The following is a 20,269-nucleotide window of genomic DNA, read 5'->3' on the forward strand; positions in this document are numbered from 1 at the left end:
AGAGTCGCTGATGTTACAACCAAAGCGTACGAAATTCCGTAAAGTGCACAAAGGCCGTAACCGCGGTCTGGCGCAGGGTACGGATGTTAGCTTCGGTACTTTCGGTCTGAAAGCTGTTGGCCGTGGTCGTCTGACTGCTCGTCAGATCGAAGCAGCACGTCGTGCTATGACCCGTGCAGTTAAGCGTCAAGGTAAGATTTGGATCCGTGTATTCCCGGACAAACCAATCACCGAGAAGCCGCTGGAAGTGCGTATGGGTAAAGGTAAGGGTAACGTGGAGTATTGGGTTGCCCTGATCCAGCCTGGTAAAGTCCTGTATGAAATGGACGGTGTACCGGAAGAGCTGGCCCGTGAAGCATTCAAGCTGGCAGCAGCAAAACTGCCTATCAAAACCACCTTTGTAACTAAGACGGTGATGTAATGAAAGCAACTGAGCTGCGTGAAAAAAGCGTTGAAGAGCTGAACACTGAGCTGCTTAACCTCCTGCGCGAGCAGTTTAACCTGCGCATGCAGGCAGCATCTGGCCAGCTGCAGCAGACCCATCTGCTGAAGCAAGTTCGCCGTGATGTTGCACGCGTTAAGACTTTACTGACTGAGAAGGCGGCGTAATGACCGATAAAATCCGTACTCTGCAGGGTCGTGTTGTTAGTGACAAAATGCAGAAATCTGCTGTTGTTGCTATCGAGCGTTTCGTGAAGCACCCGATCTACGGTAAATTCATTAAGCGTACGACTAAGCTGCACATCCATGACGAGAACAACGAGTGTGGTATTGGTGACGTGGTTGAAATCCGCGAAACCCGTCCACTGTCCAAGACTAAGTCCTGGACTCTGGTTCGCGTTGTAGAGAAAGCGATTCTGTAATAGAATCCGCTTCCTCTAAAAACAAAATGAACGGCTCTATGGAGCCGTTCATTTTTTCTACCCATCTGCGAGAACCGGTGTTATAATGCCGCGCCCTCAATTATGGGGCTTTTTAACGACCTGAGGTTTGGGTCCCGAAGTAGTAGTTGACATTAGCGGAGCACTAAAATGATCCAAGAACAGACTATGCTGAACGTCGCCGACAACTCCGGTGCACGTCGCGTAATGTGTATCAAGGTTCTGGGTGGCTCGCACCGTCGCTACGCAGGCGTCGGCGATATCATCAAAGTGACCATCAAGGAAGCAATTCCGCGTGGCAAGGTGAAAAAAGGTGATGTCCTGAAAGCGGTAGTGGTGCGCACCAGGAAGGGTGTTCGTCGCCCGGACGGTTCTGTCATTCGCTTCGATGGTAATGCATGCGTTATTCTGAACAATAACAGCGAGCAGCCTATCGGAACGCGTATTTTTGGGCCGGTAACTCGTGAACTTCGTACTGAAAAGTTCATGAAAATTATCTCTCTGGCACCAGAAGTACTCTAAGGAGCGAACAATGGCAGCGAAAATCCGTCGTAACGACGAAGTTATCGTGCTTACCGGTAAAGACAAAGGTAAACGCGGTAAAGTAAAGAATGTCCTGACTTCTGGTAAGGTCATCGTTGAAGGTATCAACCTGGTTAAGAAACACCAGAAGCCGGTTCCGGCTCTGAACCAACCAGGCGGCATCGTTGAAAAAGAAGCTGCTATTCAGGTTTCTAACGTTGCAATCTTCAATGCGGCAACCGGCAAGGCTGACCGTGTAGGCTTTAGATTCGAAGACGGTAAAAAAGTCCGTTTCTTCAAGTCTAACAGCGAAACTATCAAGTAATTTGGAGTAGTACGATGGCGAAACTGCATGATTACTACAAAGACGAAGTAGTCCAGAAACTCATGACAGAGTTTGGCTACAATTCTGTCATGCAAGTCCCTCGGGTCGAGAAGATCACCCTGAACATGGGTGTTGGTGAAGCGATCGCTGACAAGAAACTGCTGGATAACGCAGCAGCTGACCTGGCAGCAATCTCCGGTCAAAAACCGCTGATCACCAAAGCACGCAAATCAGTTGCAGGCTTCAAAATCCGTCAGGGCTATCCGATCGGCTGTAAAGTAACTCTGCGTGGCGAGCGCATGTGGGAGTTCTTTGAGCGTCTGATCACTATTGCTGTACCGCGTATCCGTGACTTCCGTGGTCTGTCCGCGAAGTCTTTCGACGGTCGTGGTAACTACAGCATGGGCGTTCGTGAGCAGATCATCTTCCCAGAAATCGACTACGACAAAGTCGATCGCGTTCGTGGTTTGGATATCACCATTACCACTACTGCGAAATCTGATGATGAAGGCCGTGCTCTGCTGGCTGCCTTTGACTTCCCGTTCCGCAAGTAAGGTAGGGTTACTTAATGGCTAAGCAATCTATGAAAGCACGCGAAGTTAAGCGTGTGAAATTAGCAGACAAGTTCTTCGCAAAACGCGCTGAACTGAAAGCGATCATTTCTGATGTGAACGCATCCGACGAAGACCGTTGGAACGCCGTTCTCAAGCTGCAGAGTCTGCCGCGTGATTCCAGCCCTTCACGTCAGCGTAACCGCTGCCGTCAGACAGGTCGTCCGCACGGTTTCCTGCGGAAGTTTGGGTTGAGCCGTATCAAGGTCCGTGAAGCCGCAATGCGCGGTGAAATCCCGGGTCTGAAAAAGGCTAGCTGGTAATTGTCACCATTTGAATCACGGGAGTAACACAGATGAGCATGCAAGATCCGATCGCGGATATGCTGACCCGTATCCGTAACGGTCAGGCCGCGAACAAAGTTGCGGTCTCTATGCCTTCCTCCAAGCTGAAAGTGGCAATTGCCAACGTGCTGAAGGAAGAAGGCTATATTCAAGATTTTAAAATCGAAGGCGACATCAAGCCGGAACTGGAACTGACTCTTAAGTACTTCCAGGGTAAAGCTGTTGTAGAAAGCATTCAGCGTGTTAGCCGTCCAGGTCTGCGCATCTATAAGAAAAAAGATGAGCTGCCAAAAGTTATGGCCGGTCTGGGCATTGCTGTAATTTCTACCTCTAAAGGTGTCATGACTGATCGTGCAGCGCGCCAGGCTGGTCTTGGTGGCGAAATTATCTGCTACGTAGCGTAATCGGAGGATAAAATGTCTCGTGTTGCAAAAGCACCTGTCGTTGTTCCTGCCGGCGTAGAGGTAAAACTCAACGGTCAGGAAGTTTCGATCAAAGGCAAAAACGGCGAGCTGACTCGTACTATCAACAGTGCTGTAGAAGTTAAGCATGCAGACAACGCCCTGACTTTCGCTCCGCGCGAAGGTTATGCGGATGGTTGGGCACAGGCAGGTACTGCCCGTGCGCTGCTGAACGGCATGGTTATCGGTGTTACCGAAGGCTTCACCAAGAAGCTGCAACTGGTTGGTGTTGGTTATCGTGCAGCTGTTAAAGGCAACTCTGTGAGTCTGGCCCTGGGCTTCTCTCACCCGGTTGACCATGCACTGCCGGCCGGCATCACTGCTGAATGTCCAACTCAGACTGAGATCGTGCTGAAAGGCGCTGATAAACAGCTGATTGGTCAGGTTGCAGCTGATCTGCGCGCCTACCGTCGTCCTGAGCCTTACAAAGGCAAGGGTGTTCGTTACGCCGACGAAGTCGTGCGTACCAAAGAGGCTAAGAAGAAGTAAGGTAACACTATGGATAAGAAATCTGCTCGTATCCGTCGTGCGACCCGTGCACGTCGCAAGCTCAAAGAGCTGGGTGCTACTCGCCTGGTGGTACATCGTACCCCGCGTCACATTTACGCACAGGTAATCGCCCCGAACGGTTCCGAAGTTCTGGTTGCTGCTTCTACTGTAGAAAAAGCTATCGCTGAACAACTGAAGTATACCGGTAACAAAGACGCCGCTGCAGCTGTAGGTAAAGCTCTGGCTGAGCGCGCTATCGAAAAAGGCATCAAAGATGTTTCTTTCGACCGTTCCGGTTTCCAATATCATGGTCGCGTCCAGGCACTTGCAGATGCTGCTCGTGAAGCTGGCCTTCAGTTCTAAGGTAGAGGTCTAAGATGGCACACATCGAGAAACAAGCTGGCGACCTGCAGGAAAAACTGATCGCGGTAAACCGTGTCTCTAAAACTGTGAAAGGTGGTCGTATTTTCTCCTTCACCGCTCTGACTGTAGTGGGTGATGGTAACGGCCGCGTTGGTTTTGGTTACGGTAAAGCGCGTGAAGTTCCAGCAGCGATCCAGAAAGCGATGGAAAAAGCTCGTCGCAATATGGTTAATGTCGCGCTGACTCACGGCACCCTGCAGCACCCGGTTAAAGGTGCGCACACGGGTTCTCGTGTGTTCATGCAGCCGGCTTCTGAAGGTACCGGTATCATCGCCGGCGGTGCAATGCGCGCCGTTCTGGAAGTCGCTGGAGTTCATAACGTTCTGGCTAAAGCCTATGGTTCCACTAACCCGATCAACGTGGTTCGTGCAACTATCGACGGCCTGGGCAATATGAAGTCTCCGGATATGGTTGCTGCCAAGCGTGGTAAATCCGTTGAAGAAATTCTGGGGTAATCACGATGGCTAAGACAATCAAAATTACACAAACCCGTAGCTCAATCGGCCGCCTGCCTAAGCACAAAGCCACTCTGGTTGGTCTGGGTCTGCGTCGTATTGGTCACACCGTTGAGCGTGAAGACACGCCAGCTGTACGCGGTATGATCAACGCGATTTCTTACATGCTGAAAGTGGAGGAGTAAGAGATGCGTTTAAACACTCTGTCTCCGGCCGAAGGGTCTAAACACGCTTCCAAGCGTCTGGGCCGTGGTATCGGTTCTGGCCTCGGTAAAACCGGCGGTCGTGGTCACAAAGGTCAGAAGTCTCGTTCTGGCGGTGGCGTACGTCGTGGTTTCGAGGGTGGTCAGATGCCTCTGTACCGTCGTCTGCCGAAGTTCGGCTTCACCTCGCGCAAATCATTCGTGACTGCAGAAGTGCGTCTTTCTGATCTGGCGAAAGTGGAAGGCGGTATCGTCGACCTGAACACGCTGAAAGCAGCTAACATCATCGGTGTACAGATTGAGTTCGCGAAAGTGATCCTGTCTGGTGAAGTATCTGCACCTGTTACGATTCGTGGTCTGCGTGTCACCAAAGGTGCTCGTGCTGCAATCGAAGCTGCTGGCGGTAAAATCGAGGAATAAGTAGCAGATGGCAAAGCAACCGGGATTAGATTTTCAAAGTGCCAAAGGTGGCTTTGGTGAACTGAAGCGCAGACTGTTGTTTGTAATCGGTGCACTGATTGTCTTCCGTATTGGCTCTTTTATTCCAATCCCCGGTATCGATGCCACTGTACTTGCCAAACTGCTTGAGCAACAGCGTGGCACCATCATTGAAATGTTTAACATGTTCTCTGGTGGTGCTCTCAGTCGTGCCTCAATCTTCGCGCTGGGTATTATGCCGTATATTTCGGCCTCTATTATTATCCAGCTGCTGACGGTGGTTCATCCCGCGTTGGCCGAGATTAAGAAAGAGGGTGAAGCTGGTCGTCGTAAGATCAGCCAGTACACTCGCTACGGCACACTGGTTCTGGCTATATTCCAGTCGATCGGTATTGCTACCGGTCTGCCGAATATGCCTGGAATGCAGGGCCTGGTATTAAATCCAGGCTTTGCTTTCTACTTTACCGCTGTTGTAAGTCTGGTTACCGGAACCATGTTCCTGATGTGGCTGGGCGAACAGATTACTGAACGAGGTATCGGTAACGGTATTTCGATCATTATCTTCGCGGGTATTGTTGCGGGTTTACCGCCGGCCATTGGCCATACCATCGAGCAAGCGCGGCAAGGCGACCTGCACTTCCTTCTGTTGCTGTTGGTTGCAGTTCTTGTATTTGCAGTGACGTTCTTTGTTATTTTCGTTGAGCGTGGCCAGCGCCGCATTGTGGTTAACTACGCTAAACGTCAGCAAGGTCGTCGTGTATATGCTGCACAGAGCACACATTTACCGTTGAAAGTGAACATGGCGGGCGTAATCCCAGCTATCTTTGCTTCCAGCATTATCCTGTTCCCGGCGACGATAGCATCCTGGTTCGGGGGCGGTACCGGTTGGAACTGGCTGACAACAATTTCGCTGTATTTGCAGCCAGGACAGCCGCTTTATGTGCTACTCTATGCGACTGCAATCATCTTCTTCTGTTTCTTCTACACGGCGTTGGTTTTCAACCCGCGTGAAACAGCAGATAACCTGAAGAAGTCTGGTGCATTCGTACCGGGAATTCGTCCGGGAGAGCAAACGGCGAAGTACATCGATAAAGTAATGACACGTCTGACCTTAATCGGCGCACTGTATATTACTTTTATCTGCCTGATCCCGGAGTTCATGCGTGATGCCATGAAGGTTCCCTTCTACTTTGGCGGCACCTCGCTGCTGATTGTAGTGGTTGTCATCATGGACTTTATGGCTCAAGTGCAAACTCTGATGATGTCCAGTCAGTACGAGTCTGCATTGAAGAAAGCTAACCTGAAAGGCTATGGCCGTTAATTCAGTAGCTTGAGAAGTTACGGAGAGTAAAAATGAAAGTTCGTGCTTCCGTCAAGAAATTATGTCGTAACTGCAAAATCATTCGTCGCGACGGTGTCGTACGTGTGATCTGCAGCTCCGAGCCTAAGCATAAACAGCGCCAGGGCTGATTAAGTCACATATTTTTCTTGCAAAGTCGGGTTGAGCTGGCTAGATTAGCCAGCCAATCTTTTGTATGTCGATGCGTTTCCATTTGAGTATCCTGAAAACGGGCTTTTCAGCATGGTACGCATTTATTTAATTATAGGAGTGCATAGTGGCCCGTATAGCAGGCATTAACATTCCTGATCAAAAACATACCGTTATCGCATTAACTTCGATCTTCGGTATCGGCAAAACCCGTTCTAAAGCCATCTGTGCTGAAACGGGCATCGCTGAAAATGTTAAGATCAGTGAGCTGTCTGAAGAACAAATTGATCAGCTGCGTGAAGCAGTTGGTAAATTCGTTGTTGAAGGTGATCTGCGCCGTGAAATCACCCTGAGCATCAAGCGTCTGATGGACCTTGGTTGCTACCGTGGTTTACGCCATCGTCGTGGTCTGCCGGTGCGCGGTCAGCGTACTAAGACCAACGCACGTACCCGTAAGGGTCCGCGTAAACCGATCAAGAAATAATCGGGGTGAGTAAATAATGGCAAAGGCACCAGTTCGTGCACGTAAGCGTGTAAGAAAACAAGTCTCAGATGGCGTGGCTCATGTCCATGCGTCTTTTAACAACACCATCGTTACTATTACTGATCGTCAGGGTAACGCACTGGGTTGGGCAACCGCCGGTGGTTCCGGTTTCCGCGGTTCACGTAAATCTACTCCGTTTGCTGCTCAGGTCGCTGCAGAGCGCTGTGCAGAAGCCGTGAAAGATTACGGTATTAAGAACCTGGAAGTTATGGTTAAGGGGCCGGGTCCAGGCCGCGAATCTACTATTCGTGCTCTGAACGCCGCTGGTTTCCGCATCACTAATATTACTGATGTGACTCCGATCCCTCACAACGGTTGTCGTCCGCCGAAAAAACGTCGCGTTTAACGTTCCGTTTTTTAGGTTAGTTGGAGAAAGAAAATGGCAAGATATTTGGGTCCTAAGCTCAAGCTGAGCCGTCGTGAGGGCACCGACTTATTCCTTAAGTCTGGCGTTCGCGCGATTGATTCCAAGTGCAAAATTGAACAAGCCCCTGGTCAGCATGGTGCGCGTAAACCGCGTCTGTCTGATTACGGCGGCCAGTTACGTGAAAAGCAAAAAGTTCGTCGTATCTACGGCGTGCTGGAGCGTCAGTTCCGTAACTACTATAAAGAAGCAGCGCGTCTGAAAGGCAACACCGGTGAAAACCTGTTAGCTCTGCTGGAAGGTCGTCTGGATAACGTAGTTTACCGTATGGGTTTTGGTGCCACTCGTGCAGAAGCACGTCAGCTGGTTAGCCACAAATCTGTAATGGTAAACGGTCGCGTTGTTAACATCGCTTCTTATCAGGTATCTCCGAATGATGTCGTAAGCATCCGTGAGAAAGCCAAAAAGCAATCTCGCGTGAAGGCCGCTCTGGAGCTGGCTGAGCAGCGTGAAAAGCCAACCTGGCTGGAAGTTGATGCGACTAAGATGGAAGGTGTGTTCAAGCGTATTCCTGAGCGTACCGATCTGTCTGCGGACATTAACGAACACCTGATCGTCGAGCTTTACTCTAAGTAAAGCTTAGTACCAAAGAGAGGACACAATGCAGGGTTCTGTGACAGAGTTTCTAAAACCGCGCCTGGTAGATATCGAGCAAGTGAGTTCGACGCACGCCAAGGTGACCCTTGAGCCGTTAGAGCGTGGCTTTGGCCATACTCTTGGTAACGCACTGCGCCGTATTCTGCTTTCTTCCATGCCGGGTTGCGCGGTGACCGAGGTTGAGATTGATGGCGTGCTGCACGAGTACTCCACCAAAGAGGGCGTACAGGAAGATATCCTGGAAATCCTGCTCAATCTGAAAGGGCTGGCGGTAAGAGTTCAGGGTAAAGATGAAGTCATCCTCACTCTGAATAAATCTGGCATTGGCCCTGTGACTGCAGCCGACATTACCCACGACGGTGATGTCGAAATCGTCAAGCCGCAGCATGTGATCTGCCATCTGACCGATGAAAACGCGTCTATTAGCATGCGTATCAAAGTTCAGCGTGGTCGTGGTTATGTGCCGGCTTCTGCCCGAATTCATTCGGAAGAAGATGAGCGCCCAATCGGCCGTCTGTTGGTTGACGCTTGCTACAGCCCTGTAGACCGTATCGCCTACAATGTTGAAGCAGCGCGTGTAGAACAGCGCACCGACCTGGACAAGCTGGTCATCGAAATGGAAACCAACGGCACAATCGATCCTGAAGAGGCGATTCGTCGTGCGGCAACCATCCTGGCAGAACAACTGGAAGCTTTCGTTGACTTACGTGATGTACGTCAGCCGGAAGTCAAAGAAGAGAAACCAGAATTCGATCCGATCCTGCTGCGCCCTGTTGACGATCTGGAATTGACTGTCCGCTCTGCTAACTGCCTCAAGGCAGAAGCTATCCACTACATCGGTGATCTGGTACAGCGTACCGAGGTTGAGCTGCTTAAAACGCCTAACCTGGGTAAAAAATCTCTTACCGAGATTAAAGACGTGCTCGCATCACGTGGTCTGTCTCTGGGCATGCGCCTGGAAAACTGGCCACCGGCAAGCATTGCTGATGAATAACCGGATCGCAGGTTAAGGTTTCACTGAGAAGGATAAGGTCATGCGCCATCGTAAGAGTGGTCGTCAACTGAACCGCAACAGCAGCCATCGTCAGGCTATGTTCCGCAACATGGCTGGTTCTCTGGTTCGTCATGAGATCATTAAGACGACTCTGCCGAAAGCCAAAGAGCTGCGTCGCGTAGTTGAGCCGCTGATTACTCTTGCCAAGACCGACAGCGTAGCTAATCGTCGTCTGGCATTCGCCCGTACTCGTGATAACGAGATCGTGGCAAAACTGTTTAACGAGCTGGGCCCGCGTTTCGCGAGCCGTGCCGGTGGTTACACTCGCATTCTGAAGTGTGGCTTCCGTGCTGGTGACAACGCTCCGATGGCTTACATCGAGCTGGTTGATCGTCCAGAAGCTCAAGCAGAAGCTGCTGCAGAGTAATTTGCAGTAACGTAAAAAACCCGCTTCGGCGGGTTTTTTATTGCCTGTCATTTCTTCCCATTTCCCCTCCATTCGCTATGCTGTTGGCAGACATGCCTGCAGGAGGTTTCTATGTGGCTTATCGATCAGCTGGCTGAGCAACACATCCGCGCCGCGCAGGAAAAGGGTGAGCTGAGCAATCTGCCTGGTGAGGGTGCGCCGCTCACGCTGGACGATGACTGTGGTGTGCCGGCGGAATTGCGCAGTGCCTGGCGACTGCTGAAAAACGCCGGCTATCTCCCACCGGAACTGGAGATGCGCCGCGACGCGCTGGCACTGAGCGATTTGCTTCGCGAACTCGATCCTGATGACAACGAGGCGCGCGAACTGGCCAAGCGCCTGACATTGCTGGAAATGAAACTGCAGCAGGCCGGCATGAGCACCGATTTTCTGCGTGGCGAATACCGCCCGGCGATCGGTCAGCGGCTACAGCAGGAGAAATAGTATGTATCGCATTGGCCAGCTGGCAAAACTGGCGGACGTGACGCCGGATACCATTCGCTTTTATGAAAAGCAGCAGATGATGGATCATGAGGTACGCACCGAGGGCGGCTTCCGCCTGTACAGCGATAACGATCTGCAGCGCCTGCGTTTTATCCGTTACGGCCGGCAGCTTGGTTTCAGCCTGGAATCGATCCGCGACCTGCTGTCGATCCGCATCGATCCAGAGCATCACACCTGTGAAGAGTCAAAAGCGATCGTGGCGAAACGGCTGAATGAGGTGAACAGTATGATTGGCGAACTGCAAACCATGCAGCGCTCACTGCAACGGCTGGCGGAAACCTGCTGTGGTGACCGCCACAGTAGCGCCTGCTGTTCGATCCTCGAGGCACTGGAAACCGGCGAAGATCCGCATCCTGAAATTTGTTGTAGCAAAGATTGAATTCTGGCGCGCAGGGACTATAGTTGCGCCATCACTAACCGGAGGACGATATGAGTCACTATCAGCATCGAAAAGGCAAAATTAACGATAACGCCCTGGAAGCCCTGTTACACGATCCGCTGTATCGCCAGCGTGTTGAGCGCAATCAGAAGGGGAAAGGCAGCTACCGGCGTAAAGATAAATACGCGAAGGGAGCGAATCAGGAGGCCAGCGGTAAGCAACAGTGTTTACCTCTGGCCTTCTGCTTTAGTGACAAAAAAGCCGCCTGAAACTGGCGGCTTTTATTCATCACACTTTATTATTTTGTTGCTTAAGCAGGTCGCGAATCTCGGTCAGCAGCACTTCTTCATTGGTCGGTTTCGGCGCTGGTTTTTCCACTTCTTTCTTTTTATACAGTTTATTCATTACTTTGATGGCAATGAAGATAGCAAACGCTACGATGATGAAGTCAAATACCGTCTGAATAAAGTTACCGTACTCCATCACCACCGCTGGGATATCGCCTTCTGCTGGCTTGAGTACCCATTTAAACTGCTTAAAGTCGACGCCGCCAATCAGTAAACCGAGCGGTGGCATAATGATGTTCGCAACCAGTGACGATACGATCTTACCGAACGCAGCACCGATGATCACACCGACCGCCAGGTCCACCACGTTGCCACGCATCGCAAAATCACGAAACTCTTTGAATAAACTCATTGTTATCTCCTTGCCTTGGCCAATGGCTAAAGTCTAACAAACCTTCGTGTAATTGCCATTATAACAATGGATTAAACACCACTCTCACTGCAGCCCAATCACAACGCGTTACAGGAAGAACGGGCTCGGCTGGAACAGACGCTCCACGTCCGGCACAAACTTTTTGTCGGTGAGGAACATGATCACGTGGTCGCCTTGCTCAATACGCACATTATCATTGGCGATGATCACATCATCACCACGCACCACCGCGCCGATAATTGTACCCGGCGGCAGCTTAATATCTTCAATCAGGCGGCCGACCACGCGCGAAGTGGTTTCATCACCGTGGGCAATGGCCTCGATGGCTTCCGCAATACCGCGGCGCAGTGAAGAGACGCCGACAATATCGGCTTTGCGCACGTGGCCAAGCAGCGCAGAAATCGTGGCCTGCTGCGGTGAGATCGCAATGTCGATCACGCTGCCCTGCACCAGATCGACATAGGCGCGACGCTGGATCAGCACCATCACTTTTTTCGCGCCCATCTTTTTTGCCAGCATCGCTGACATGATATTGGCTTCATCGTCGTTAGTGACGGCGATAAACAGATCGACCTGATCGACATGTTCTTCTGCCAGCAGTTCCTGATCCGAGGCATCGCCATAGAACACGATGGTATCCTGCAGATGTTCAGCCAGTTCAGCTGCGCGCTGCTGATTACGTTCAATCAGCTTAACGCTGTACTGCTTCTCCAGCCGTTGCGCCAGGCCAAAGCCGATATTACCGCCGCCGACCAGCATAATGCGTTTATAGGGCTTTTCGAGCCGCTGCATCTCGCTCATCACCGCACGGATATGCTGACTGGCGGCAATAAAAAACACTTCATCGCCAGCTTCGACGATCGTCGATCCCTGCGGGCGGATCGGGCGATCCTGACGGAAAATGGCGGCCACGCGGGTATCGATATGCGGCATATGTTCACGCAGGATCGACAGCGGATTGCCCACCAGCGGTCCGCCGTAATAGGCTTTGACCACTGCCAGACTGACTTTGCCCTCGGCAAAATTCACCACCTGCAACGCGCCAGGGTACTGAATCAGCCGATAGATATTGTCGATCACCAGCTGTTCAGGCGAGATCAAATGGTCGATGGGTACCGCTTCCGGCACAAACAGCTTTTCCGCATCGCGCAGATAATCGGCGGCGCGGATACGGGCAATGCGGTTTGGCGTGTTAAACAGCGAGTAAGCAATCTGACAGGCAATCATGTTGGTTTCGTCAGAACTGGTGACCGCCACCAGCATATCCGCATCTTCGGCGCCGGCTTCACGCAACACGCGCGGATGCGAACCATGGCCCTGCACCACGCGCAGGTCAAACTTATCCTGCAGCACGCGTAAGCGTGAGGGATCGCTATCAACCACGGTGATGTCATTGTTTTCGCCCACCAGGTTTTCGGCGAGCGTGCCCCCCACCTGGCCGGCGCCGAGGATAATAATTTTCATGGATACGTTGCTCTTGTCACTGTGCGCTGCACTATTTTTTCATCAGCTTAGCGTAGAAGAAACCGTCGCCGCCATTGATGGCAGGGAAAACCTGCCAGCCGTTAAGTTGCCCATGTGGCAGTGCCTGCGGCACCGCATCGTCATGCGTCGCGAGGAAAGCATCGATCTGCTGCTGGTTCTCCTGCGGCAGCACTGAGCAGGTGGCATAAAGCAGCGTACCGCCCGATTTCAGGCGAGGCCAGATGGCCGCCAGAATCTCACGCTGTAGCGCGGCGAGTTCGTCGATATCGCGATCGCGGCGTAGCCATTTGATATCCGGATGGCGTCGAATAACGCCGGTGGCCGAGCAGGGCGCATCCAGCAAGATGCGGTCGAATTGCTGCTCGTCGCACCAGGCCGCTGGCGTGCGGCCATCGCCCTGACGCACGTCAGCCTGCATCCCCAGACGCTGCAGGTTTTCCGTCACGCGCGACAGGCGCTGCGCATCGATATCCACCGCCATCACGCGGGCCTGCGGCGCAATTTCGAGAATATGGGTGGTTTTGCCGCCGGGCGCAGCGCACAGGTCGAGAATGGTTTCGCCGTTTTCCGGCGCCAGCAGCAGGGCGCAACGCTGAGCAGAGAGATCCTGCACCGTCACCCAGCCCTGCTCAAAGCCTGGCAGCTGACTGACCGGAGCCGGTGCTTCAAGACGCAGCGCATCCGGCGCGTCAGCACTAAACGCATTTTGATTCTGCTGGGTTAATAACGCCAGCCAGGCGTCACGGCTGTGATGCTGACGATTCACGCGCAGCCACATTGGCGGTCGCTGATTGTTTGCTTCCACAATCTGCTGCCACTGCTCCGGCCACGCGGTCTGCAACCGTTTCAGTAGCCAGCCCGGATGCCAGTAGCGCTGCGGGCCCTGATTGACCTCTGCCAGCAGTGTGTCTTGCTGACGCTGGAACTGACGCAGCACGCCGTTAAGTAAGCCTTTCAGATTTGCCCGCTTCAGTGCTTCAGCCCCGGCCACGGTTTCGGCCAGCGCGGCGTGCGGCGGAACGCGGGTATACAGCAGCTGATACAGGCCCACCATGATCAGATAGTGCAGCACGCGCTGTTTGCCGGTTAACGGCCGCGCCATCAGCTTATTAATCAACGCTTCCAGCTGCGGCAGCGTGCGCGTCACGCCAAAACACAACTCCTGCAGCAGCGCGCCATCGTTGTTTGCCAGCGTTTTTTGCGCAGCGGGCAGAATCGCGCTCAGCGATTCCCCTTTATCCACCACGCGTTCAATCAGTTGCGCGGCAAGGCTGCGCAGGTTGGTCGCTTTTTTCATATTCATTCATCAAACAAAAAGCCCGGCGGAGACCGGGCTGAAGAATCAGGCCAGAACGGTGCCGGGGGTAAACCATTCACGACGCGAATTGAGCAGATCCTGCGCCGCCATGGCTTTTTTGCCGGCAGGCTGCAGTGAGAGCAGATTCAGCACGCCGTCAGCGGTCGCGATCTGGATGCCGTGTTTGTCAGCCTGCAGAATTTCTCCCGGCTGGGCGCTGCGGTGCGGTAATACGCTGGCCTGCCAGACTTTGACCGGCTGATCGTCGATGAGGAAATAACTCACCGGCCACGGATTGAAGGCGCGAATGCACCGTTCCAGCTGAACAGCAGAGAGCGACCAGTCAAGACGTGCCTCTTCTTTGCTGAGCTTTTCCGCGTAAGTTACCAGAGTCTCATCCTGCACTTCGGGCTGCGCGCTGCCGGCGGCCAGCAGACTGAGCGTGGTCAGCATCCCCTGCGGGCCCAGCTGCGCCAGCTTGTCGTACAGCGATGCGCTGGTATCGTCGGCATTAATCGGGCAGGTTATTTTGTGCAGCATATCGCCGGTATCCAGACCCACGTCCATCTGCATGATGGTCACACCGGTTTCGTTATCGCCGGCCCACAGTGAGCGCTGGATCGGCGCCGCACCGCGCCAGCGCGGCAGCAGCGAGCCGTGTACGTTGATGCAGCCAAGGCGCGGCATCGTCAGCACCGCCTGAGGCAGGATCAGACCATAAGCGACGACCACCATCACATCGGCCTGTAGCCCGGCAACCAGCTGCTGATTCTCTTCCGGCTTCAGGGACTTTGGCTGAAACACAGGGATATCATGCGCCTGAGCCAGCACTTTTACCGGGCCCGGCGTGAGTTTGTTGCCACGTCCGGCAGGGCGGTCGGGCTGAGTAAAGACGCCAACCACCTGATGCTCAGAAGCAAGCAGCGCGTCGAGATGACGCGCTGCGAAGTCAGGAGTACCGGCAAAGATGATTTTTAACGGTGCAGACACAGTTCAACCTTCTGTTCGCTCTCAGGATGCGCGCGCATTCTGGCGGGCCAGTTTTTCCAGTTTCTGTTTAATACGCTGACGCTTCAGCGGCGACAGATAATCAATAAACAGTTTACCGTCGAGATGGTCGATCTCATGCTGGATGCAGATCGCCAGCAGACCGTCGGTTTCCAGCTCGAAGCTGTTACCGTCGCGATCCAGCGCGCGCACTTTGACCCGCTCGGCACGCGGCACAAACGCCCGCTGTTCCGGGATCGACAGGCAACCCTCTTCGATACCGGTTTCGCCGCTTTTTTCCAGCAGCTCCGGGTTAATCAGCACCAGGCGCTCTTCGCGGCTTTCAGAAACATCAATCACGATGATGCGCTGGTGAATATCCACCTGCGTCGCCGCCAGACCAATGCCTTCTTCGGCGTACATGGTCTCAAACATATCGTCGACAATACGCTGAACGTCAGCATTCACAGCCGCAACGGGTGCAGCAATTTTGCGAAGGCGATCGTCAGGGAAATGTAATACCTGCAAAACTGACATAAATATCCAGATCTGTATGCGTTAAAGAAAAGATTACTGCCTCATATTGTAGACTTTTTGGGGCCTGATTGACAGCATTGTGCCGCATCAGAGCACGGCTGACAGGGAGCGCAGCATGGAACGCAGTGAAAGGATTATCAGGCTGACTTACGTCTGGGGTTTAAGCGGTGAGCGCGCCCGTCAGTTCATCATGGCGCTTCTGGCCGCCAGCCACATTGACGACGCGTGGCTGCAGCAGCACGGGCTGGACGACACGCAGCGGCAGCAGTTTCTCGCCCTCTGTCCACGCCAGCTGGAAAAAACGCAGCGCTGGCTGCAACAGGCGCAACATCATCTGATTGCCTGCACCGATGCACATTATCCCGCCCGTTTGCGGGAAATCAGCCGCTATCCGGCTGCCCTTTATATAGCGGGTGACCTCTCTGCACTCGCGACACCGCAACTGGCGGTGGTCGGCAGTCGTCACTGTTCGCCGTATGGCAGAGAATGGGGCAGCTGGTTTACCCAGCAGCTGGCGCTAAGCGGTTTGACCATCACCAGCGGGCTGGCGCGCGGTATTGATGGCGTGGCGCATCGTGCCGCGCTGGAAGTGCAGGGCAAAACTCTGGCCGTGCTGGGCAGCGGGCTGAATCATCTCTATCCGAAAAGCCATCAGCCGCTGGCACAGGAGATCATCGCCAGCGGCGGCGCGCTGGTTTCAGAACTGCCGCTGTCGATGGCGCCCCATGCGGTAAATTTCCCGCGGCGTAATCGTATTATCAGCGGCCTGAGTCATGGCGTGCTGGTGGTTGAAGCGTCGCTGAAGAGTGGCTCGCTGGTAACGGCGCGCTATGCGCTGGAACAAAACCGTAACGTGTATGCGCTGCCTGGCGCACTGGGTAACCCTGGCTGTGAAGGCACGCACTGGCTGATTCAGCAGGGGGCGCTGCTGGTGGCGCATCCCAACAATATCCTTGAGGATTTGCATTCTGCCCTGCAATGGTTGCCGGCCAGCATCTCAGAAACAATATATTCACAACTCAGTGATGATGTGCCATTGCCATTTCCCAGCGTGTTGGCTAACGTAGGTGATGAGGTTACACCTGTTGACGTCGTCGCTGAACGTGCCGGCCAACCTGTGCCAGTTATCGCAGCGCAATTGCTGGAGCTGGAGTTAGCAGGATGGATCGCAGCTGTACCCGGCGGCTATGTCCGATTGAGGAGGGCATGCCATGTTCGACGTACTTATGTACTTGTTTGAGACGTATATCCACAACGAGGCTGAAATGCGCGTTGACCAGGATAAATTGACCGATGACTTAACCGATGCCGGTTTTCATCGCGAAGATATCTACAATGCGTTGAATTGGCTTGAGCGGTTAGCGGATTATCAGGATGGCCTGGTCGCGCCAGTGTTGCTGGCTAACGATCCGCTCTCCATGCGAATCTACACGGAAGAAGAGAGCCAGCGTTTAGATGCCGAGTGTCGTGGTTTTATTCTGTTCCTGGAGCAAATCCAGGTGCTGAATATGGAAACGCGCGAAATGGTCATCGAACGGGTTATGGCGCTTGATACGCTGGAATTCGATCTGGAAGATCTCAAATGGGTGGTGCTGATGGTGCTGTTTAACATCCCCGGGTGTGAAAATGCCTATCAGCAGATGGAAGAACTGTTATTCGACGTCAATGAAGGTATGCTGCATTAATTTGCGATTAATGCATTCGGTAATATGAGTAAACCAGCACTATTTACCGTGCGTAAACACGATCCCTGCCCCGCCTGCGGGGCAGAATTAGTGATACGTGCCGGCAAACACGGGCCTTTTCTCGGCTGTGTGAATTATCCAACCTGCGACTATATCCGCCCGCTGAAAAGCCAGGGTGATGGCCATATTGTCAAAGTGCTGGAAGGCCATGCCTGCCCGCAGTGTGGTGCGGACAAAGTGCTGCGCCAGGGGCGATTCGGCATGTTTGTCGGCTGTAGCCACTATCCGGAGTGTGATTACACGGAAACCATCGATAAGCCGGACGAAACCGCAATTGCCTGCCCGCAGTGCGCCAGCGGCAAGCTGGTGCAGCGCCGTTCACGCTATGGCAAAACCTTCCATGCCTGCGATCGATATCCCGACTGCCAGTTGGCGATCAACGCCACGCCGCTGGAAGGTGTCTGCCCCCATTGCCAGTTCCCGTTATTAATAGAAAAGAAAACCGCACAGGGCATGAAGCGCTTCTGCGCCAGCAAACGCTGCGGCAAGCCCATCGCCCAGGATGAAGAGTGATCATGAACCAGAGCCAGCATGCACCCGGAAGCCTCGACTTCTGCATCGAACAACTTCAGCAACAGCAAGTGATTGCTTACCCTACCGAAGCCGTATTCGGCCTTGGCTGCGATCCGGACAGCGAAAGCGCGGTGATGGCCCTGCTGGAGCTGAAACAGCGCCCGGTAGAAAAGGGGCTGATCCTGATCGCCGCTGATTATGCGCAGCTCGAGCCTTATATTGCCGATAGCGAACTCACCGTGCTGCAGCGCGAACGTATGTTTGCCAGCTGGCCGGGTCCGGTCACCTATGTGGTGCCTGCTTCGCCGCATACGCCGCGCTGGTTAACCGGCCGCTTTGATTCGCTGGCGATTCGCGTCAGCGATCATCCGCAGGTTCAGGCGCTGTGCCGCGGATTGGGCAAGCCGCTGGTCTCAACCAGCGCGAATTTAACCGGTCAGCCGCCGTGCCGCAGCGCCGCCGAAGTGGCAGAGCAGTTTGGCTCGCAGTTCCCGGTGTTGCAGGCGGCCACCGGCGGTCGCCTGAATCCTTCTGAAATCCGCGATGCTATTAGCGGTGAACTCATTCGTCAGGGCTGATTATGGAAAAGTTTGCCGTTTTTGGTCATCCCATCGCCCACAGCAAATCTCCGTTTATTCACGCCGCTTTTGCTGAGCAGACCGGTATTGAACATCCTTACGGACGCATCTGCGCACCGCTGGAAGGGTTCCCGCAGGCGATAGAGGCGTTTTTTGCGGCTGGTGGCAAAGGCGCCAATGTTACGCTGCCGTTTAAACAGCAGGCATGGGAATTCGCGGATGAGCTCAGCGAACGCGCGGCATTATCCGGCGCGGTAAATACCTTAAAGAAGAGAGCCGATGGTTCGATTCTGGGTGATAACACGGACGGCATCGGCCTGCTGAGCGATCTGCAACGGCTGCAGCTGATCCGGCCGGGCGATCGCATTCTGCTGGTGGGTGCGGGCGGCGCGGCGCGTGGGGTGATCCTGCCGCTGCTCTCGACGGGCTGCGCGCTGGTGGTGGTTAACCGCACGGCAGAACGCGCGCAACAGCTGGCTGAGCTTTTCCAGCACAGTGGAGCGATCCAGGCGATGAGTTTTGATCAACTGGCCGGCGAACGTTTTGATCTGATCATCAATGCCACCTCCAGCGGCGTAGCGGGCGACGTGCCGCCGCTGCCGGTTACGCTGATTGATGCGCAGGTGCGCTGTTACGACATGTTTTATCAGCAGGGGCTGACGCCATTTCTGGCGTGGTGCCAGCAGCACGGCACACAGCAGCTGGCGGATGGACTCGGCATGCTGGTGGGTCAGGCGGCGCATGCGTTTCAGCTGTGGCATGGCGTTATGCCGGAGATCGCGCCGGTCATTGATCAACTTAAACAGGCGATGCAGGCATGAATCAGGCAATCCAGTTTCCCGATCGGGAAAGCTGGGACGCAGTCCGGCAGGCGGTGCTGTTCCCGGTCTTGGTGAATGGTATGGGACTGACCTGCGCAATATCGCTGCCGGCGCTGCAGCAGCGCTTTGGTGCCGGAGAGGCGATGGCGCTGTTTAGCGCGCATCGCTGGGATCTGGAGGAAGAGGCCGAGCAGCTGCTCCGGGCGGAGCAGGCCGACGATCAGGGCTGGCTGTGGCTGCCCTGAGCCAGATATTCATCTTTCCAGCCGACATAATTACTGGCCGAATAAAGCAGTCCGGCTATTTCCGCTTCGGTTAGTGGCCGGATCTGCTTCACCGGGCTGCCTAAATAGAGATAGCCGCTTTGCAGGCGTTTACCGGGTGGCACCAGGCTGCCGGCGCCAATCATCACCTCATCTTCGACGATCGCGCCATCCAGCAGGATAGAGCCCATACCCACCAGCACGCGGTTACCAATGGTGCAGCCGTGCAGCATTGCTTTATGGCCCACCGTCACGTCTTCACCGATGATCAATGGAAAGCCGTCTGGGTTACTGCTGGATTTATGCGTAACGTGCAGCACGCTGCCATCCTGGATATTGCTGCGTTTACCAATCACCACTTTATTCACGTCACCGCGGATTGCTACCAGTGGCCAGATGCTGACATCATCAGCCAGCTCGACTTCGCCAACGACCACGCTGCTGCTATCCACCATCACGCGCTCGCCGGTATGAGGAATATGTTGCTTATAAGGGCGCAGGGCTACAGACATTCTATTTCTCCTTTTCTGATGTTTCCCGCTAGCCTGCGGCTTCCGGTGCGGGTAAACAAGCTGATTTTTGCGCGGATCGCTCGCGATCGCAGCGAAAAGAGTGAAAACTCGCCAGTCGATAAAAAAGATCGAAAAAAGGGGTTGTGCAAAAAATCCGGATCCCTATAATGCGCCACCACTGAGACGGCAAAGCGGCAACGCAGACGGCTCAGCAGGGCGTGAAGTGATTCACCCCGCCGGAGAAAAACGCTGAAAAAAATGTTTGACTCTGAAGGAGGAAAGCGTAATATACGCCACCTCGCGACAGCAGGCCGAGCGCCGC

35 protein-coding genes are annotated in these 20,269 nt (G+C 53.9%); 29 read left to right on the forward strand and 6 right to left on the reverse strand.

Annotated elements, in window-relative coordinates; all coding sequences use genetic code 11:
- The first annotated feature begins 10 nt into the window (after positions 1 to 10).
- From rplP to H7K56_RS18625, 23 genes are all read left to right on the forward strand, one after another.
- A complete protein-coding gene (gene rplP / locus H7K56_RS18515) occupies positions 11 to 421 on the forward strand; it encodes a 50S ribosomal protein L16 (protein ID WP_002438716.1) in 411 nt (136 codons plus the stop codon).
- Complete coding sequence (gene rpmC / locus H7K56_RS18520) at positions 421 to 609, forward strand: 50S ribosomal protein L29 (protein ID WP_021508217.1); 189 nt, start codon at positions 421 to 423, stop codon at positions 607 to 609. The genes rplP and rpmC overlap by 1 nt, the downstream gene beginning before the upstream one ends.
- A complete protein-coding gene (gene rpsQ, locus H7K56_RS18525) occupies positions 609 to 863 on the forward strand; it encodes a 30S ribosomal protein S17 (RefSeq protein WP_010618568.1) in 255 nt (84 codons plus the stop codon). The genes rpmC and rpsQ overlap by 1 nt, the downstream gene beginning before the upstream one ends.
- A gap of 168 nt (positions 864 to 1,031) precedes the next feature.
- The gene (gene rplN / locus H7K56_RS18530; RefSeq protein WP_006120590.1) at positions 1,032 to 1,403 is read left to right on the forward strand and encodes a 50S ribosomal protein L14; all 372 of its coding nucleotides are present in this window, start codon (positions 1,032 to 1,034) and stop codon (positions 1,401 to 1,403) included.
- Positions 1,404 to 1,413: 10 nt separating this feature from the next.
- A complete protein-coding gene (gene rplX, locus H7K56_RS18535) occupies positions 1,414 to 1,728 on the forward strand; it encodes a 50S ribosomal protein L24 (RefSeq protein WP_021508218.1) in 315 nt (104 codons plus the stop codon).
- 14 nt (positions 1,729 to 1,742) lie between these two features.
- Positions 1,743 to 2,282 carry a 50S ribosomal protein L5 gene (rplE, locus tag H7K56_RS18540; protein WP_013510763.1) on the forward strand — a complete coding sequence of 180 codons (540 nt, stop codon included), beginning with the start codon at positions 1,743 to 1,745 and terminating at the stop codon, positions 2,280 to 2,282.
- A gap of 14 nt (positions 2,283 to 2,296) precedes the next feature.
- On the forward strand, positions 2,297 to 2,602 hold the full coding sequence (gene rpsN / locus H7K56_RS18545; protein WP_010618564.1) for a 30S ribosomal protein S14: 306 nt from the start codon (positions 2,297 to 2,299) through the stop codon (positions 2,600 to 2,602).
- 32 nt (positions 2,603 to 2,634) lie between these two features.
- Positions 2,635 to 3,027: a 30S ribosomal protein S8 gene (rpsH, locus tag H7K56_RS18550; protein ID WP_021508220.1), complete on the forward strand. Its 393-nt coding sequence runs from the start codon at positions 2,635 to 2,637 to the stop codon at positions 3,025 to 3,027.
- A 12-nt stretch (positions 3,028 to 3,039) separates the two neighbouring features.
- A complete protein-coding gene (gene rplF, locus H7K56_RS18555) occupies positions 3,040 to 3,573 on the forward strand; it encodes a 50S ribosomal protein L6 (protein ID WP_007891676.1) in 534 nt (177 codons plus the stop codon).
- Between the two features lie 9 nt (positions 3,574 to 3,582).
- Entirely contained in the window at positions 3,583 to 3,936 is a 354-nt protein-coding gene (gene rplR / locus H7K56_RS18560) for a 50S ribosomal protein L18 (RefSeq protein WP_013510760.1), read from the forward strand.
- A gap of 14 nt (positions 3,937 to 3,950) precedes the next feature.
- Positions 3,951 to 4,451, forward strand: a complete 501-nt coding sequence (rpsE, locus tag H7K56_RS18565; RefSeq protein WP_010618560.1) for a 30S ribosomal protein S5 — start codon at positions 3,951 to 3,953, stop codon at positions 4,449 to 4,451.
- Positions 4,452 to 4,456: 5 nt separating this feature from the next.
- On the forward strand, positions 4,457 to 4,636 hold the full coding sequence (rpmD, locus tag H7K56_RS18570) for a 50S ribosomal protein L30 (RefSeq protein WP_013510758.1): 180 nt from the start codon (positions 4,457 to 4,459) through the stop codon (positions 4,634 to 4,636).
- Between the two features lie 3 nt (positions 4,637 to 4,639).
- A complete protein-coding gene (gene rplO / locus H7K56_RS18575) occupies positions 4,640 to 5,074 on the forward strand; it encodes a 50S ribosomal protein L15 (RefSeq protein WP_021508221.1) in 435 nt (144 codons plus the stop codon).
- A 7-nt stretch (positions 5,075 to 5,081) separates the two neighbouring features.
- Positions 5,082 to 6,413 carry a preprotein translocase subunit SecY gene (gene secY, locus H7K56_RS18580; RefSeq protein ID WP_021508222.1) on the forward strand — a complete coding sequence of 444 codons (1,332 nt, stop codon included), beginning with the start codon at positions 5,082 to 5,084 and terminating at the stop codon, positions 6,411 to 6,413.
- A 32-nt stretch (positions 6,414 to 6,445) separates the two neighbouring features.
- Positions 6,446 to 6,562 carry a 50S ribosomal protein L36 gene (gene rpmJ / locus H7K56_RS18585; RefSeq protein WP_071813610.1) on the forward strand — a complete coding sequence of 39 codons (117 nt, stop codon included), beginning with the start codon at positions 6,446 to 6,448 and terminating at the stop codon, positions 6,560 to 6,562.
- A 146-nt stretch (positions 6,563 to 6,708) separates the two neighbouring features.
- Positions 6,709 to 7,065 carry a 30S ribosomal protein S13 gene (rpsM, locus tag H7K56_RS18590; RefSeq protein WP_021508223.1) on the forward strand — a complete coding sequence of 119 codons (357 nt, stop codon included), beginning with the start codon at positions 6,709 to 6,711 and terminating at the stop codon, positions 7,063 to 7,065.
- Between the two features lie 16 nt (positions 7,066 to 7,081).
- A complete protein-coding gene (rpsK, locus tag H7K56_RS18595; RefSeq protein ID WP_004160563.1) occupies positions 7,082 to 7,471 on the forward strand; it encodes a 30S ribosomal protein S11 in 390 nt (129 codons plus the stop codon).
- 33 nt (positions 7,472 to 7,504) lie between these two features.
- Complete coding sequence (gene rpsD, locus H7K56_RS18600) at positions 7,505 to 8,125, forward strand: 30S ribosomal protein S4 (protein ID WP_010618555.1); 621 nt, start codon at positions 7,505 to 7,507, stop codon at positions 8,123 to 8,125.
- A gap of 25 nt (positions 8,126 to 8,150) precedes the next feature.
- Positions 8,151 to 9,140 (forward strand): DNA-directed RNA polymerase subunit alpha, encoded by a 990-nt coding sequence (locus H7K56_RS18605; protein WP_007891688.1) that lies wholly within the window; start codon positions 8,151 to 8,153, stop codon positions 9,138 to 9,140.
- Between the two features lie 40 nt (positions 9,141 to 9,180).
- On the forward strand, positions 9,181 to 9,567 hold the full coding sequence (rplQ, locus tag H7K56_RS18610) for a 50S ribosomal protein L17 (RefSeq protein WP_003850180.1): 387 nt from the start codon (positions 9,181 to 9,183) through the stop codon (positions 9,565 to 9,567).
- A 111-nt stretch (positions 9,568 to 9,678) separates the two neighbouring features.
- The gene (locus H7K56_RS18615) at positions 9,679 to 10,050 is read left to right on the forward strand and encodes a DnaJ family domain-containing protein (protein ID WP_150360732.1); all 372 of its coding nucleotides are present in this window, start codon (positions 9,679 to 9,681) and stop codon (positions 10,048 to 10,050) included.
- Between the two features lies 1 nt (position 10,051).
- The gene (gene zntR / locus H7K56_RS18620) at positions 10,052 to 10,489 is read left to right on the forward strand and encodes a Zn(2+)-responsive transcriptional regulator (protein ID WP_104189620.1); all 438 of its coding nucleotides are present in this window, start codon (positions 10,052 to 10,054) and stop codon (positions 10,487 to 10,489) included.
- Positions 10,490 to 10,539: 50 nt separating this feature from the next.
- Entirely contained in the window at positions 10,540 to 10,758 is a 219-nt protein-coding gene (locus H7K56_RS18625; RefSeq protein ID WP_150360731.1) for an alternative ribosome-rescue factor A, read from the forward strand.
- Positions 10,759 to 10,777: 19 nt separating this feature from the next.
- Here the strand turns inward: H7K56_RS18625 and mscL are convergent, their stop codons facing one another.
- The 5 genes from mscL to def all read right to left on the reverse strand — a co-directional run bounded on the left by mscL (position 10,778) and on the right by def (position 15,515).
- Positions 10,778 to 11,188, reverse strand: coding sequence for a large-conductance mechanosensitive channel protein MscL (gene mscL / locus H7K56_RS18630; RefSeq protein WP_021508227.1), 411 nt, complete (start codon positions 11,186 to 11,188; stop codon positions 10,778 to 10,780).
- Positions 11,189 to 11,296: 108 nt separating this feature from the next.
- Positions 11,297 to 12,673 carry a Trk system potassium transporter TrkA gene (trkA, locus tag H7K56_RS18635; protein WP_021508228.1) on the reverse strand — a complete coding sequence of 459 codons (1,377 nt, stop codon included), beginning with the start codon at positions 12,671 to 12,673 and terminating at the stop codon, positions 11,297 to 11,299.
- A 31-nt stretch (positions 12,674 to 12,704) separates the two neighbouring features.
- On the reverse strand, positions 12,705 to 13,991 hold the full coding sequence (gene rsmB / locus H7K56_RS18640) for a 16S rRNA (cytosine(967)-C(5))-methyltransferase RsmB (RefSeq protein ID WP_150360730.1): 1,287 nt from the start codon (positions 13,989 to 13,991) through the stop codon (positions 12,705 to 12,707).
- 45 nt (positions 13,992 to 14,036) lie between these two features.
- On the reverse strand, positions 14,037 to 14,981 hold the full coding sequence (gene fmt / locus H7K56_RS18645; protein ID WP_058759898.1) for a methionyl-tRNA formyltransferase: 945 nt from the start codon (positions 14,979 to 14,981) through the stop codon (positions 14,037 to 14,039).
- 21 nt (positions 14,982 to 15,002) lie between these two features.
- Entirely contained in the window at positions 15,003 to 15,515 is a 513-nt protein-coding gene (gene def / locus H7K56_RS18650) for a peptide deformylase (RefSeq protein WP_021508231.1), read from the reverse strand.
- Positions 15,516 to 15,630: 115 nt separating this feature from the next.
- Here def and dprA point away from each other — a divergent pair, with 115 nt between their 5' ends.
- Genes dprA through H7K56_RS18680 form a run of 6 tightly spaced genes read left to right on the forward strand, consistent with a single transcriptional unit; the run spans position 15,631 to position 19,417 of the window.
- Entirely contained in the window at positions 15,631 to 16,755 is a 1,125-nt protein-coding gene (gene dprA / locus H7K56_RS18655) for a DNA-protecting protein DprA (protein WP_150360729.1), read from the forward strand.
- Complete coding sequence (smg, locus tag H7K56_RS18660) at positions 16,727 to 17,200, forward strand: DUF494 family protein Smg (RefSeq protein WP_031279836.1); 474 nt, start codon at positions 16,727 to 16,729, stop codon at positions 17,198 to 17,200. Before dprA ends, smg begins: the two co-directional genes overlap by 29 nt.
- Positions 17,201 to 17,224: 24 nt before the next feature.
- The gene (locus H7K56_RS18665) at positions 17,225 to 17,773 is read left to right on the forward strand and encodes a DNA topoisomerase family protein (RefSeq protein WP_150360728.1); all 549 of its coding nucleotides are present in this window, start codon (positions 17,225 to 17,227) and stop codon (positions 17,771 to 17,773) included.
- Positions 17,774 to 17,775: 2 nt separating this feature from the next.
- The gene (gene tsaC, locus H7K56_RS18670; protein WP_150360727.1) at positions 17,776 to 18,351 is read left to right on the forward strand and encodes an L-threonylcarbamoyladenylate synthase type 1 TsaC; all 576 of its coding nucleotides are present in this window, start codon (positions 17,776 to 17,778) and stop codon (positions 18,349 to 18,351) included.
- 2 nt (positions 18,352 to 18,353) lie between these two features.
- Positions 18,354 to 19,172 (forward strand): shikimate dehydrogenase, encoded by an 819-nt coding sequence (gene aroE / locus H7K56_RS18675; RefSeq protein WP_058759901.1) that lies wholly within the window; start codon positions 18,354 to 18,356, stop codon positions 19,170 to 19,172.
- Entirely contained in the window at positions 19,169 to 19,417 is a 249-nt protein-coding gene (locus tag H7K56_RS18680; RefSeq protein WP_058759902.1) for a DUF1488 family protein, read from the forward strand. The genes aroE and H7K56_RS18680 overlap by 4 nt, the downstream gene beginning before the upstream one ends.
- Here H7K56_RS18680 and H7K56_RS18685 read toward each other — a convergent pair.
- On the reverse strand, positions 19,393 to 19,947 hold the full coding sequence (locus tag H7K56_RS18685) for a gamma carbonic anhydrase family protein (protein WP_150360726.1): 555 nt from the start codon (positions 19,945 to 19,947) through the stop codon (positions 19,393 to 19,395). The two genes, H7K56_RS18680 and H7K56_RS18685, sit on opposite strands and share 25 nt — an antisense overlap.
- Positions 19,948 to 20,269 lie beyond the last annotated feature (322 nt).

The organism is Pantoea dispersa (genome assembly GCF_014155765.1).
GTDB classification, from domain to species: domain Bacteria; phylum Pseudomonadota; class Gammaproteobacteria; order Enterobacterales; family Enterobacteriaceae; genus Pantoea; species Pantoea dispersa.